At 67.5% G+C, this 13553-nt stretch carries 10 protein-coding genes; 3 read left to right on the forward strand and 7 right to left on the reverse strand.

The features are described 5' to 3' along the window. Together MVA01S_RS16230 and MVA01S_RS16235 are read left to right on the forward strand one after the other, a co-directional pair. The coding region (locus MVA01S_RS16230) for an ATP-binding protein (RefSeq protein ID WP_435405979.1) at positions 1-731 on the forward strand (731 nt) is incomplete at its 5' end. Positions 732-779: 48 nt separating this feature from the next. Continuing rightward, positions 780-2033: an alpha/beta fold hydrolase gene (locus MVA01S_RS16235; protein WP_003930963.1), complete on the forward strand. Its 1254-nt coding sequence runs from the start codon at positions 780-782 to the stop codon at positions 2031-2033. On the opposite strand, the gene MVA01S_RS16240 is transcribed toward MVA01S_RS16235, so the two are convergent. The 7 genes from MVA01S_RS16240 to MVA01S_RS16270 form a co-directional block, all read right to left on the reverse strand. Then, the gene (locus MVA01S_RS16240; RefSeq protein ID WP_237024199.1) at positions 2023-3762 is read right to left on the reverse strand and encodes an oligopeptide ABC transporter substrate-binding protein OppA; all 1740 of its coding nucleotides are present in this window, start codon (positions 3760-3762) and stop codon (positions 2023-2025) included. The two genes, MVA01S_RS16235 and MVA01S_RS16240, sit on opposite strands and share 11 nt — an antisense overlap. Positions 3763-3773: 11 nt before the next feature. Continuing rightward, a complete protein-coding gene (locus MVA01S_RS16245; RefSeq protein ID WP_003930965.1) occupies positions 3774-5609 on the reverse strand; it encodes an oligopeptide ABC transporter ATP-binding protein OppD in 1836 nt (611 codons plus the stop codon). Next, a complete protein-coding gene (locus MVA01S_RS16250) occupies positions 5606-6514 on the reverse strand; it encodes an oligopeptide ABC transporter permease OppC (RefSeq protein ID WP_003930966.1) in 909 nt (302 codons plus the stop codon). Before MVA01S_RS16250 ends, MVA01S_RS16245 begins: the two co-directional genes overlap by 4 nt. Beyond that, the gene (locus MVA01S_RS16255) at positions 6511-7488 is read right to left on the reverse strand and encodes an oligopeptide ABC transporter permease OppB (RefSeq protein ID WP_003930967.1); all 978 of its coding nucleotides are present in this window, start codon (positions 7486-7488) and stop codon (positions 6511-6513) included. The genes MVA01S_RS16250 and MVA01S_RS16255 overlap by 4 nt, the downstream gene beginning before the upstream one ends. A 173-nt stretch (positions 7489-7661) precedes the next feature. Further along, positions 7662-8264, reverse strand: coding sequence for a TetR/AcrR family transcriptional regulator (locus MVA01S_RS16260; RefSeq protein ID WP_003930968.1), 603 nt, complete (start codon positions 8262-8264; stop codon positions 7662-7664). Between the two features lie 282 nt (positions 8265-8546). Continuing rightward, positions 8547-10025 (reverse strand): aldehyde dehydrogenase, encoded by a 1479-nt coding sequence (locus MVA01S_RS16265; protein WP_003930969.1) that lies wholly within the window; start codon positions 10023-10025, stop codon positions 8547-8549. 145 nt (positions 10026-10170) lie between these two features. Next, positions 10171-11031 carry an SDR family NAD(P)-dependent oxidoreductase gene (locus tag MVA01S_RS16270; protein WP_003930970.1) on the reverse strand — a complete coding sequence of 287 codons (861 nt, stop codon included), beginning with the start codon at positions 11029-11031 and terminating at the stop codon, positions 10171-10173. Between the two features lie 540 nt (positions 11032-11571). Between MVA01S_RS16270 and MVA01S_RS16275 the strand changes: the two genes are divergently transcribed. Further along, on the forward strand, positions 11572-13452 hold the full coding sequence (locus tag MVA01S_RS16275) for a flavin-containing monooxygenase (RefSeq protein ID WP_003930971.1): 1881 nt from the start codon (positions 11572-11574) through the stop codon (positions 13450-13452). Positions 13453-13553 lie beyond the last annotated feature (101 nt).

The raw sequence follows: 13553 nt of genomic DNA on the forward strand, positions 1-13553 counted from the left end.
GGGCCGAGGCCGATGCCGACGCGGTGACCGCCGCAGAGGGCGTGGTGGCCCGGGTGGGCGCCGAGTTGGCGCGGCACGAACCCGAGGCCGTCGCGTCGGCCCTGGCCGTGGCCGAGCGCGACGCCGCGGCGGTCGCGGCGCGCCAGGGTGAGCTCACCGAGGCCCTGCGGGAGGTCTCTGCGCAGCTGAAGGTGTACGGCACCGAGGGACGCAAGGGTCGGCTCGACGCCGCCGAGACAGAACGGGAGCGTGCCGCGGCCGAGTTCGAGCGCGTGCAGCGCCGCGCGCGGGCGGCCCAGTTGCTCAGGTCGGTGATGGGCAGGCACCGTGACGCGATGCGCCAGCGCTATGTCGACCCGTTCCGCGGCGAGGTGGAACGCCTGGGCCGCATCGTGTTCGGGGAGACCTTCGAGGTCGACGTGGACAGCTCGCTCCGCATCGGGCACCGCACGCTGTCCGGGCGGACCGTGCCGTACGAATCGCTGTCCGGGGGCGCCAAGGAGCAGTTGGGCATCGTCGCCAGGCTGGCGGGGGCGGCGCTGGTCGCCCGGGAGGACAGTGTGCCGGTGGTGATCGACGATGCGCTGGGCTTCACCGACACCGAGCGGTTGACCAAGATGGCCGAGGTGTTCGACGCCGTCGCCGGCGACGGCCAGGTGATCATCCTGACCTGCAGCCCGCAGCGCTACGCCGACGTGCAGACCGCCAAGCACATCGAGCTGATCGCCTAGCGAGGCAGCGGGTCCGGCGACCTCCCGTCCAAGGGCACAATGAGCGTGATGAGCAGGAACGCCAGACGTGGCCGGGCGCACGACAGGCTCGCCGCGCTGCCCGGGGTGCGGTCGGTGCGCCGTCCTGTCCGACCGCGACCCTGCGGGGCGGGCGACGAGCAGTTCGACGTCTACTACGTGCGGACCGGCCCCGCGTCGGCGCATCCGCTGGTGATCATTCCCGGCGGGCCCGGTGCGGCGTCCGTCGCGCTGTACCGGACGTTCCGCAAGCATGCCGCCGCGGCCGGGCTCGACGTCATCATGGTCGAGCATCGCGGCGTCGGCCTCTCCCGCCACGACGACTCCGGTGCCGACCTGCCGCCGGAGGCATTGACGGTCGATGCCGTCGTGGACGACATCGCCGCGGTGCTCGACGCCGCCCAGGTTGAGCGCGCGGTGGTGTACGGCACCTCCTACGGCTCGTATGTGGCGGCCGGGGTCGGGGTGCGCCACCCGGGACGGGTGCAGGCCATGGTGCTGGATTCGCCGCTGCTCTCGGCCGGTGACATCGAGGCGGTGCGCGCCCAGGCCCGCCGGGTGTTGTGGGACGGCGCGACCGGCGGTGACGCGGACCTTGCCGCCAAGGTGCGGCAGCTGGTCGCGGCCGGCACGCTGACGCCCGAGGCGCTGTTGCTGACCATCGGGCTGTACGAGCTGGCCGGCCCCGACGCGCTCAGTCGCCAACTCGACCTGCTCGTGGCCGACCGCGACCTGCTGTGGAAGGCCGCCGGGCGGGTCACCAAGCTGGTGACCGAACGCAAGACTCCGTACCGTCACGAACCCGACCTCGTCGCGCGCATCGCCTACCGGGAACTGAACTACGGCGCGGTACCCGACGGCGGACCGCTCGATCCCGCCGTCGCGCTACGCGAGATGGCCTCCGGGGATGTGGAATTCGTCGCCGAACCCTACGACCTCGCTGCGGCGATGCCGCGCTTCGGGTGGCCCACCGCGGTGCTGTCGGGCGGTCGCGACCTGACCACACCCCCACAGGTGGCGCACCGGATCGCCGATCTCATCCCCAGTTCGGTGCTCGTTGAACTGCCCACCGCCGGCCACAGCATCCTGGACACCCGCGAGCATGCGGCCCTGCAGATCTGTACGGCGGTGCACGCCGGAAAGATCGCCGAACTTCCGTCACGGGCAACCGAACTGGACGGTCTGCGGGCCAACCTGACGGTGCGCCTGCTGGTCGGCGCGCTCGCGGCGGGCGTCCGCGCGGAGTCGGCGATACCGCGGGGGACGCGCGCGGCTACTTCATGAAGCCGATCGCCGAGAAGTTGAGGTCACCGATGCCGGTGGGGCCGTAGTTGGCCAGATTGCTGCGCACCGCCACGTTGCCCGGCGCCTGGAACAGCGGCAGGCTGTGCCCGATCTCCCAGATCATCTTGTCGAGTTCGTTGGCCAGGGTGCGCGCCTTGGCCGGGTCCAGTTCGGAGAGCGTCTCCTCGATCTTGGCGTCGATCTGCGGGCTGCCGATCCTGCCGTAGTTGCTCTCGCCCTGTGAGGCGTAGATCTGGGTGAGACCACCGAACGCGAATGCGTCACCACCCCAAGCGAACTGGGCGACGTCGAAGTTGCCCGGCACGATGTAGTCGGTGAACAGCGAACCGCCCGGGGCAGGCACCAGCTCGAGGTTGACCCCGATCTGGGCCAGCTGGTTCTGCGCCACCTGGGCGATCGCGCGGGTGCTCGCGCCGTCGTAGAACACGTCGCGCAGGGTCAGCCGTTTGCCGTCCTTCTCGCGGAACTGCCCCGCACCAGAGTCACCGAGCGTCCAGCCGAGCGCGTCGAGTTCCCTTTTGGCGGCCTCGGGGTCGAAGGCGATGCTGTTGTCCTGGTAGCCCTCCTGGCCGGCCAGAAAGATGTGGTTGTTCAGCGCCTGCGGGTTGTCGGTCAGCCCGCGCTGCGACACCGCGGTGACAGCTTGCCGGTCGATGCCCTTGCTGATCGCCGCGCGCAGCGCCGGGTCGGCCAGCGGCGCCCCGTCGGCGCCGTTGAGTGTGAGGTGGTACCAGTTCGGTGCCGGGGCACGACGGATGGTGACCCCCTGGGCGCGGCGGGCCCGTTCCAGATCGTCGACGGTGGCGAGCCCGACCGAGTCCAGCGCGTTGTTCTCCAGCGCGGGCAGCATCGCGGCGTCATCGAGCACGGTGTAGGTCATGCTGTCCAGCAGCGGCGGGGTTCCCCACCACTTCGGGTTGCGGCTCAGGGTGATTCGCTGCGCGCCGCGGTCGACGGCGGTGATCATGAACGGTCCCGCGGAGGGGCCGGGGCCGTTGAGGAAGCCCTTGTTGAACGCCTCGGGATCCTGGGTCATCTCCTTGGGATAGAGCATCCCGTTGCCGGCGAACATCCCCCGCCAGTCGGCGTAGGGCTTGGCGAAGGTGACCACGGCCTGCCTGTCGTCGACCCCCTTGGTCACCGACGCGACCCGCTCGCTGCCGTTGGGTGCGGCGAACAGGAAGCGCTTGTCCTTACCGCTGGTGGCGTTGATCTGGGCGGCCATGTCCTCCCAGGTGACGGGTCTGTCGTTGGTCCACACCGCGTTCGGGTTGATGGTGTAGGTGACGATCTGCGGGTCGGTGCTGGTCAGCTGCACATCGGTGAAGTAGTCGCTGTTGACGGTCATCTCGCCGTCGGGCTTAATGAAGAACGCGCGCGGCAGCGTCGGCCGGTACATGCGGCCGATCTCGCCGAGGTTGCCGTCGATGTGCAGGTTGTTGAAGTTGGCCGGAAAGCCGGTCAGGGCCAACCGGAGGTTGCCGCCCTGCTGCAGCGTCGCCGGGTCCTGCGGGTTGATGTCGGCGGTGGTGCCCAGTTCGGCGCTGCCGCCGGCCGACGGCGCGTTGTTCTGCGCGCCGGAGCACCCGGTCAGCACCAGTGCGGCGACCGATCCCACCGCGAACAGACGCGAAATCGCCCTTTTCGGGGACCAGGCGTGCGATTTTGCGTCTGCTCGCGAGCGCAACGGGCGCGGGTGCGTGCTCATGCGGACTGACTCTAACGGCGATCGGCGCCGGGGTGAGGCACCGCGGCCAGCAACCGCCGCGTGTACTCGTGCCGGGGATCGCTGAACACCTGATCGGCGTGGCCCTGCTCCACGATCACCCCGTCGTGCATCACCGCCACCTGGTGTGCCAGGTGGCGCACCACGGACAGGTCGTGCGAGACGAACAGATAGGCCAGCCCGAGGCGTTCCTGCAGGTCCAGCAGCAGGTTGACGATGCCGGCCTGGATGGAGACGTCGAGCGCGCTGACCGGCTCGTCGAGGGCCAGGATCCTGGGCTGCAGCGCCAGCGCCCTGGCGATGCCGATGCGCTGCTTCTGTCCGCCCGAGAACTCGGCCGGGTAGCGTCCGGCGTCCTCGCGGCGCAGGCCGACCACGCCCAACAACTCGCCGACCCGGTCGGCGATCGCGGACTTGTCGAACCCGTTGGCCTGCAACGGTTCTGCCAGGACGTCGAAGACGGGCAGACGCGGATCCAGCGAGGCCACCGGATCCTGGAACACCACCTGCAGGTCGGCGCGCAGTGCCCGGCGCGCACCGCGGTCCAGCGTGGCGACGTCGTGACCGAGGATCTCGATGGTGCCCGCCTGCGGCGCCGACAGGTCCAGGATCTGGTGCAGCGTGGTGGACTTGCCGGATCCCGATTCGCCGACGATGCCCAGTGTGCGGCCCTGCCGCAGCGCGAAACTGACACCGTCGACCGCGCGGACCTCGCCGATGCGGCGCCGCAGCACGACGCCCTTGGTCAGCGGATAGGTCTTTGTCAGGTCGGTGACACGGACGACGACGGTGTCGTCGGGCGCCGCGGTCTCGGCGGGCGGGGCCGTCGACACGCCGTAGATGTCGGCGGCGCTGCGCCCGGCCACCAGTTCGTGGCGGATGCAGGCTACCCGGTGGCCGGTGTCGACGAAGTCCAGTTCCGGTTCGGCGGAGCGACATTCGTCGATCGCCAGCGGGCAGCGCGGCGCGAACGGGCAGCCCGGGGGCAGGGCCGCCATCGCCGGCGGCGCGCCCGGGATGGGCACCAGGCGGGTGCCCTGGGTGGCGTCCAGGCGGGGTGCGGAGCCCAGCAGCCCGGCGGTGTAGGGCATCCGGCGCCGCCGGTACAGGTCGGCCACGGGTGCGGTCTCGACGGCCCGCCCGGCGTACATGACCAGCGCGCGGTCGGCGAACTCGGCGACCACCCCGAGGTCGTGGGTGATGATCAGCACGCCGGCGCCGGTGACGTCGCGGGCGGTGCGCAGCACGTCCAGGATCTGGGCCTGCACCGTGACATCCAGCGCGGTGGTCGGCTCGTCGCAGATCAGCAGGTCGGGATCGTTGGTGATCGCGATCGCGATCACCACGCGCTGGCGCTCGCCGCCGGACAGTTCGTGCGGGAACGCCCGGGCCCGTCGGGCGGGCTGGGCGATGCCGACCAGCTCGAGCAACTCCACCGCGCGGCTGCGGGCGGCGCGACGGTCGAGGCCGCGCTGATGGATCCGCAAGGCCTCGGCGATCTGGTCGCCGACGGTGTGCACCGGGGTCAGCGCCGACATCGGGTCCTGGAACACTGTCCCGATCTTCGCGCCGCGGATCTGCGACATCTGCCGGTCGTTGAGGCCCAGCAATTCCTGGCCGTGCAACCGCACCGAGCCGGACACCTCGGCGTACTCGGGCAGCAGGCCGATGACGGCCATCGCCCCGGCCGACTTGCCCGCCCCGGATTCGCCGACCAGTGCCACGACCTCACCGGCCTCGACGTGATAGTCCAGGCCGCGCACCGCGGGCACCGGGTCGGTGTCGGTGGGGAAGGTGACGGTCAGACCGCTGACCTCGAGCAGGCTCATGCGCGTGCCCAGCGCTTGCGTCGGCGGGCAGGCCGCACCCCGGGATCGAGGGCGTCGCGCAGTCCGTCCCCGACCAGATTGGCGCAGAACACGATCAGCACCAGCACCCCGGCCGGGAACAGGAACACCCACGGGAACGTGGTCACCGAGCGGGTGCCGTCGGCGATCAACGTGCCCAGCGACACGTCCGGTGGCTGCACCCCGAACCCGAGGAAGCTCAGGCTCGTCTCGGCCAGCACGGCCAGCCCGACGTTCAGCGCGGTGTCGATGATCAGGATCGACGCCACGTTCGGGATGATGTGGCGGACGATGATCCGCCAATGGCTGACGCCCATATACCTGGCGGCCGTGACGAATTCGCGTTCCCGCAGGCTCATCGTCATACCCCGCACGATGCGTGCGCTGATCATCCAGCTGAACGCGGCCAGCAGCAGGATCAGCCACAGGATGGTGCCGGACTCCCGGGTGCGGGGCGTGACGATCGCGATCAGCAGGAAGCTCGGCACGACCAGCAGCAGGTCGACGACCCACATCAGCACGGCGCTGCGCCAGGCGCCGAAATAGCCGGCGATCGCCCCGACGGTCGCGGCGATGACCGTCGACAGGAACGCCACGCACACACCGATCAGCAGCGACTTCTGCATGCCCCGCAGCGTCTGGGCCAGCACGTCCTGGCCCAGCGCGTTGGTGCCGAACCAGTGCGCGGCCGTGGGGGGCTGCTGCAGCGCGTAGTAGTCGAGGTCGGTGTGTGAGTAGGGGAGCAGCGGCGGCAGCACCCAGCAACTGACGAACAGCGCGGCCAGCACGAACAGCGACACCACCGCGGGCCGGTTGCGCACGAACCGGCGCCACACCAGGGTGCGCCGGGAGACGAAGCGGTGCTCGCTGATCTCGGTCGTGCTCACGAGACACGCACCCGCGGATCGAGGGCGGCATAGAGCACGTCGGAGAGCAGGCCGGCGAGCAGCACCGTGAGCCCGGTGAACACGGTGATCGCGACGACGATGTTGGTGTCCTGGGTGGCGATGCCCTGGACGAACCATTCTCCGATTCCGTGCCAGCCGAAGATCTTCTCCACGAACACCGCGCCGGTGAACAGCCCGCCGACCCCGTAGGCGAACAGCGTGGCCATCGGGATCAGCGCGGTGCGCAGCCCGTGCCGGAACAGCGCCTGGCGCCGGGTCAGGCCTTTGGCCCGCGCGGTGCGGATGAAGTCCTGTCCCAGCACGTCGAGCATGGCGTTGCGCTGATAGCGGCTGAACCCGGCGATCGCGCCCAGCGCCAGCGTGAACGTCGGCAGCACCAGATGCTGGAGGCGGTCGACGAACTGGTTCCACGCGCCGCCGACGGCGTCCGCGGACGTCTCCCCGGTGTACTCGAACACCTGCATCCCGAGAAACGAGTTCGCGTTCAGTGCGGCCAGGATCAGCAGGTTGGCGATCACGAAGGTCGGCGCACTCAGGATCAGCAGCGCCAGCGTCGTGATGAAGCGGTCGGACAACCGGTACTGACGCACGGCGCCCCACGCGCCGGCCACCACACCGAGCACGGTGCCCACCAGCGAGCCGATGATCACCAGCCGCAGGCTGACCCCGACCCGGCGCCACAGCTCGTCGGTCACCGGCTGACCGCTCACGGTGGTGCCGAAGTCGCCGCGCACCGCGCCCGCCAGCCAGTCCGCATACCGCAGGGGCACGGGCTTGTCGAGGTTCAACTCGGCGGCCTTGGCGTCGATGACGGCCTGCGGCGGGCGCGGGTTGCGTTCCAGCAGGCTGTCCAGCGGCGAGAACGTCAACGAGGTCAGCGCGAACGTCAGAAACGACGCCAGCCCCAGCAGCACCACATAGTTGAGCAGCCGGCGAGCCAGGAATCGGGTCATCCGGCGCGGTCGCCTCGGGGCTGCATGGGCCCAGGTTAAGAGATGTGTGGTGCTACAGCCCGATATCGGGTCGCGACGTGCCGATGATCACCGCCGCGACCGGGCCGATCACGGAGAACTGCCAGGTAACGGGGTGGCGGACCGGTGCCGGCACGTCCGCGGTCGTGCGGCCGCTACTCCTTGTCGAAGACTCCGCCGGCGATCGCCGCCTGAATTGTCGCGATGCTCATCTCGGTCTGTTTCGACGACTGACGGGTCTGCAGCATCTGGTGCTGAATTATGAATCCGTCGATGAGACACAGCAGCATCCGTCCCAGCGAGTCATAGTCGTAATCCGGCTCGTCGTCGCGTCTGGCCTCCCGACACAAACTGCCGAGGTGCTTGATCCAGGTGCGGTAGGTCTTCTTGGGGATGTGCGCGAACTCTCCGGACCGGACGGCCCAGATGGAGACCTCGTAATCGGTGAGCCGATCTTCGAACGTGGCGAGAGCCCATGCTGCGGTTTCGCGCAGAATTGCTCCGGCAGCCTCACTCACACCCATCCCGGCGGACACCGCCTCCGACAGGCGATCCCTGCCCTCTACGCCGAGGGTGTCCATGACCATCTCGTAGAGTTCGTCTTTACCGCGAAAGCAGTAGTGCAGGCTTGCCAGCGGCGCGCCGGCCTCGTCAGCGATGCGACGCGTCGTCGCCTTTGAGAGGCCGTGTTCGCGGATGACCCGAGTCGCCGCAGCCACCAGCTGTTTTCTACGCTCTTCCGTCGCCACGTATGCCACTCGACGAGTTTACGTGCAGTTCATTACCGCGGTTTGCTCATCGTTGCCCACCATCGTGTCTGGTCGACGTCGACACCGCCCCCGCGGCATGTCCGCCTCCCCGTGCGGCATCGTGGTGGGCGCACAGCGCCGAGCGGCACTCGCGGTGGCCTGCGCTGGGGTCGGTCAGTTCAGGGGGCGGTGTGCTGGAGTGCGATGACGTCAACAGCGCACTGCCGCAGGGCGTTTCACGGGCCGAATCGCCACCGGTGCACCGGCCGGTCGACCTTCCGCCCGCAGCTCTCAGCGCATGACGAACGGACTTGCCGTCGGAGCGCCCGTGTTGATCCAGACAGATTTTGTGTCGAGGAACTCGTCGATGGCATGCAGCCCGTTTTCGCGTCCGATACCGGAGTCCTTCATGCCGCCGAACGGGGCCATGTAGCTGACCGCCCGATACGTGTTGACCCACACCGTGCCCGACGTAATGCGTTCGGACATACGGAATGCCCGCGCGATGTCAGATGTCCAGACGCCGGCGCCGAGGCCGTACCGAACGTCGTTGGCGATCGCGACGGCGTCGTCTTCATCGTGGAACGGGATGACCGACAGGACCGGGCCGAAGACTTCCTCCTGAGCGATTCGCATCTCGTTGCGCACATCGGTCAGGATCGTCGGTTCGACGAATCGGCCCCTGTCACATTCGGGGTGCTGCGCGGCGTGGCCGCCGAGCGCGAAGGTGGCGCCCTCGCTCCTGGCGATGTCGATGTAGTCGAGCACCTTCTCGTACTGCTGCGCTGTGGTGATGGGGCCGACATCCGTGGACTCCAGCATGGGATCACCCATACGGGCCGAACGGGCGAGTCCGACGAGTCTGTCGACGAAATCGTCGTGGATGGTGTCCTGGACGAGCAGCCTGGATCCGGCGATACAAGTCTGTCCGGTGGCCGCGAAGATACCCGAGATGACACCGTTGGCGGCAGCGTCGAGGTCGGCGTCGGCGAACACGACATTAGGCGATTTGCCGCCCAGCTCCAGACTCACGTGTTTCAGGTTGCGCGCCGCGGATTCGTTGATCTGGCGGCCGGTCTGATCTGAGCCGGTGAAGCTGATCTTCGAGACGAGCGGGTGCTCCACCAGCGGAGCGCCCACAGTTGCACCGAACCCGGTGACGACGTTGACGACTCCCGGCGGGACACCGGCCTCGTCCAGAAGCGCGGCCAATTCCAGGGTGGAGGCCGAGGTGAACTCAGACGGCTTGATGACGGCGGTGCAGCCGGCGGCCAACGCGGGCGCCAGCTTCCAGGCCAGCAGCATCAAGGGACTGTTCCACGGGGTGATGATCCCGACGACGCCCAGCGGTTGCTTCTGGGTGTAGAGGAAGTACCCCTTCTTGTCGACCGGGACGACAGTGCCTTCGATCTTGTCGGCGAGCCCGCCGTAGTAGTAGAACCATTGCGGCAGATACGTGAGCTGGCCGTACATCTCGCTGAAAAGCTTGCCGTTGTCCAGCACCTCGACCTCAGCCAGTTCCCTGGCCCGGTCGGCGATCACGTCACCGATGCGTCGCAGCACCGCACCGCGCTGGCTCGGGCTCATCTCCGACCATGCCCCGCGGTGAAGCGCATCGTGTGCGGCTCTGGCCGCCTTGTCCACGTCCTCGGCGGTGCCTTCGGGGATCTGGGCCCAGGTCGCCGCGGTATACGGGTTCTCGGTGTCGAACCAACTGCCCGACTCCGGGGCGACGTGTTCACCGCCGATGAACAGGTTGTACTTCTTCACCAGATGACCTCTTTGGTGTTGTGGCTTTCGGTGGGATTCGACGAATTCGGGTGGACGGGCCATGCGGCGCCCCGCCGACCGGGACGAGCGCTCTGTCTCCCGGTCGGCCGGCACATCGTGTCAAGCCGGTGTTCAGCGACGGAACTCAGATGATCGGGGACTGGTTAACCCGGTTCATGATCGAGTGCCCGGCATCGACGGGCATGATCACGCCGGTGAGGATCGAGGCCTCCTTCGACAGCAGGAAGGCTACAGTCTTGCTGACCTGCTCGGATTCAATACCCTTGTTGCCCCGCAGGATTGCGTAGTGACGCGCCGCCTGAACCAGGTCATCGGGTGTCCCGTTCGGCTGACCCGACATCGCGTCGTAGGCGTCCTGCCAATGGTGCATGTCGGTGTCGATGAATCCGGGGCAGATGGCGTTGACCGTGATGCCGTGCGGTCCGAGTTCCAGCGCGGCGTTGCGCAGCAGGCCGATGATGCCGTGCTTGGTCACCGAATAGGGGGCGCCCCCCGCCATCCCCTCGTCCAAGCCCAGTACCGACGACACCAGCACGATCGAGCCACTGTTGCGTTCGATCATCCCGGGGATGACCGCTTGGAGGGTGTTCCACGATCCCGTCAGGTTGATGGCGAGTGTCTCGGCCCACGCGACGGCGGTGGTCTGCTCGATGGACGCGATCTCACCCCAGATGCCGGCGTTGGCGACTGCCATGTCCACCGGGCCGAACTCGGCTTCGGCCACCTGCACGGCCCGATCGAGATCGTCTTTGGAGCGGACGTCGCCGCCGACGGCGATTGCGCGGCCGCCGTCGCGGCGGATCTCTGCGGCGACTGCTTCTGTCTGCTCGGCGGTCGCCAACGGGTACTTGACGGACTGAACCGGCTGGGGTCCGTCGAAGAGGACGACAGCCGCTCCTCGCGACGCGAGTTCGCGGGCATGGGCCGCACCCTGCCCCCGGCCGGCTCCTGTGACGAGTGCAGTGCTGCCGATCAGCTCATTCATCTTGTTTGTTCTCCTTTGATGGTGCAGGACCGATCGACGGCCCGTCTGTGGATGTCAGCGGTGGTCGTGATGACGAGACGCGTGTGTGCGGCTGAGTGAAGCGCCGGCGGTCTCCGGGTGACCGGGTAGCCGCCGGCGGAGGGCGATCGAACCTAGTTGGTCAATCGACCCAGATCAGACGAACAGGACGATGCCGCACCGGTTGTCACGTGTCAAGCGCTAGAGCGGAACAACTTTCGCGAACGCTGCGCGAAAGGTGGCGGCCCAGGGTGGTCGCGCCGCAACTGACCGATGGCGGATGCTGATGCGACGGGAGTTAACGCTGGGTAACGCCGAAGATTCCTCTTGACAGTGACGGGCGCCTCAGTGAAGATTGTCGAGCAACATAGTCAATTGACCGACTTTGACCGCAGTGCCTCCACTCGGAGCGCGCGTAGTCGATCCCTCAAGTGACACTCAGCCATGCGGCGGGCGGGCCGCACGGCGCGTCTTCCTACTTTCCCTGCACTGTCCGAATCACTTTGAGCTCGAAGGAACCCCATGACCGCAATCGAATCGACCGTCGAATTCAGTGCGGACACGCCGCAGTTGCGCGCCGCGAGCTGGTTGGAGGCGTTCAGCGAGGCACTCGCGTCGCAGTCGCGGTCCGCGCTGCGGGAGCTGTTCGAACCGGAGGCCGGTTGGCGTGATCTGGTGGCCTTCACCTGGAATCTGCGCCAGTCGCATGACCGTGACGCGATTGTGGAGCTGTTGTTGTCGACAAACACCGTGATCGGTGCCGGGGACTTCCGGATCGACGGGTCGCGCCCTGCGCCCACGGAATCGGCCGTAAGTGAAGGCCAGCTGCCGACGGTGGAGATGTTCTTCCGGTTCGGTACGAGTGCGGGGGAGGGTGACGGCTACGTCGTGCTGGCGCCCGATGCGGACCGGCCGGGGGAGCTGAGGGCTCGTACTCTGTTGACCCGATTGGTGGCCCTGAAAGACGCGCCGGCACTGTGGCCGCCGCAGGGACGGTTCGATGTGCAGAATCCGGGCGTGCGGTGGTCGGCACATTGCCGGCGTCAACAAGAGTTCGCCGACCGCGACCCGGAGGTGCTGATCGTCGGAGGTGGACAGTTCGGAGTCATGACCGCGGCGCATCTTGCGCGGTTGGGAGTGGACGCACTGATCGTCGACAAGGACCCCCGAATCGGGGATGCGTGGCGTAAGCGTTACGAATCGCTTTTCCTACACCAGCCCCACAACATGCTGCACTTCACGATGATGCCGTTCCCGGAGAGCTTCCCGGAGTACCTGCCGAAGGACAAGATGGCACAGTGGTTTGAGAGCTACGTCGCCAGCTTCGACCTCAATTTCTGGACCAGCACGGAATTCACCGGCGCCCGCTATGACCACGAACGCGGCGAATGGGAAGCTCAGCTCACGCTTGCCGACGGCAGTACCCGCGTGATGCGTCCCAGGCATCTGCTCATGGCAACCGGCGGCAGCAACATCCCGATGATCCCCGACCTGCCCGGTATCGGTGATTTCGCCGGCACCACCCTGCACGCCAACGACTACCGCGACGGGGCGGACTACGAAGGCAAGAACGTCCTGATCATCGGCACCGGCACCTCGGCCCACGACTTCGCGCTCGACATCGTTCGCTCGGGCGGTTCCTCGACCATGGTGCAGCGCAGCCCGTTGATCGTGATCGACCTGCCCACCGCGAATGCGCTTTACAGCGCCTACCTCGACCGAAGCCAGCCCACCGAACTCGTCGACATCCGATTCCTCGCCGGCGGTGTGTTCCACCAGCAGCGCCAGGGTTTTAGAGAGTTCCAGAAGTTCGCCGACGAAGCCGATCGCGAACTGCACGAGGGTCTGGCCAGGGCCGGGATGAAGGTCTGGTCGGGGGAGGACTCCACCGGTTTCTACTATGGCTACCTCAGCAATTCCAAAGGCGGCTACTACCTGAACGTCGGGGCCTCTCAGGCCATCGTGCGGGGTGACATCGGCATCATTCAGCTGGAAGACATCGAGCGGTTCGACCAAGCCGGCATCGTGCTCGACGACGGAACTCACCGAGCCTTCGATGTCGTCATCTTCGCCACTGCGCAGCAACCCCAGATTAAAGCCGTGGAGAAGCTGTTCGGCACAGAATTCGCCGAAAAGCTCGGACCCATCTGGGGTTTCGGCAACGACGGGGAAATGCGCAACGTGCTCAAGCCGACGCCGCACGAGGGATTCTGGATTCTGGACGGAAGCATTCCGATGGCGCGCTGGCATTCACCGCTGATCGCGCTGATGGTCAAAGCCGAACTGATGGGCGCCATCCCGGCAGAGTTCAAGCAGGGCGGTCACATCAGCCGCACGCCGGCCTCACCGGCGCGGGCCCTGGAGGTGGAGGTTCTCGCCCGCGAGGGCGCGCACACCTCCTAGCGCCACCCGTTCCGGTCGCAGTGCACTGCTGCACCACGAAATATGTTCTGCGGCGGCGGCTGACAACGGTGTCGGCCTCAACCGCGGGATCAGCAAGGATA

Source organism: Mycolicibacterium vaccae NBRC 14118 = CIP 105934 (genome assembly GCF_001552715.1).
Classification (GTDB): Bacteria; Actinomycetota; Actinomycetes; order Mycobacteriales; family Mycobacteriaceae; genus Mycobacterium; species Mycobacterium vaccae.

Coding starts and splice junctions, on each gene's coding strand:
- MVA01S_RS16235 (WP_003930963.1), top strand. CDS start 780: ATGAGCAGGAACGCCAGACGTGGCCGGGCGCACGACAGGCTCGCCGCG.
- MVA01S_RS16240 (WP_237024199.1), bottom strand. CDS start 3,762: ATGAGCACGCACCCGCGCCCGTTGCGCTCGCGAGCAGACGCAAAATCG.
- MVA01S_RS16245 (WP_003930965.1), bottom strand. CDS start 5,609: ATGAGCCTGCTCGAGGTCAGCGGTCTGACCGTCACCTTCCCCACCGAC.
- MVA01S_RS16255 (WP_003930967.1), bottom strand. CDS start 7,488: ATGACCCGATTCCTGGCTCGCCGGCTGCTCAACTATGTGGTGCTGCTG.
- MVA01S_RS16270 (WP_003930970.1), bottom strand. CDS start 11,031: ATGAATGAGCTGATCGGCAGCACTGCACTCGTCACAGGAGCCGGCCGG.
- MVA01S_RS16275 (WP_003930971.1), top strand. CDS start 11,572: ATGACCGCAATCGAATCGACCGTCGAATTCAGTGCGGACACGCCGCAG.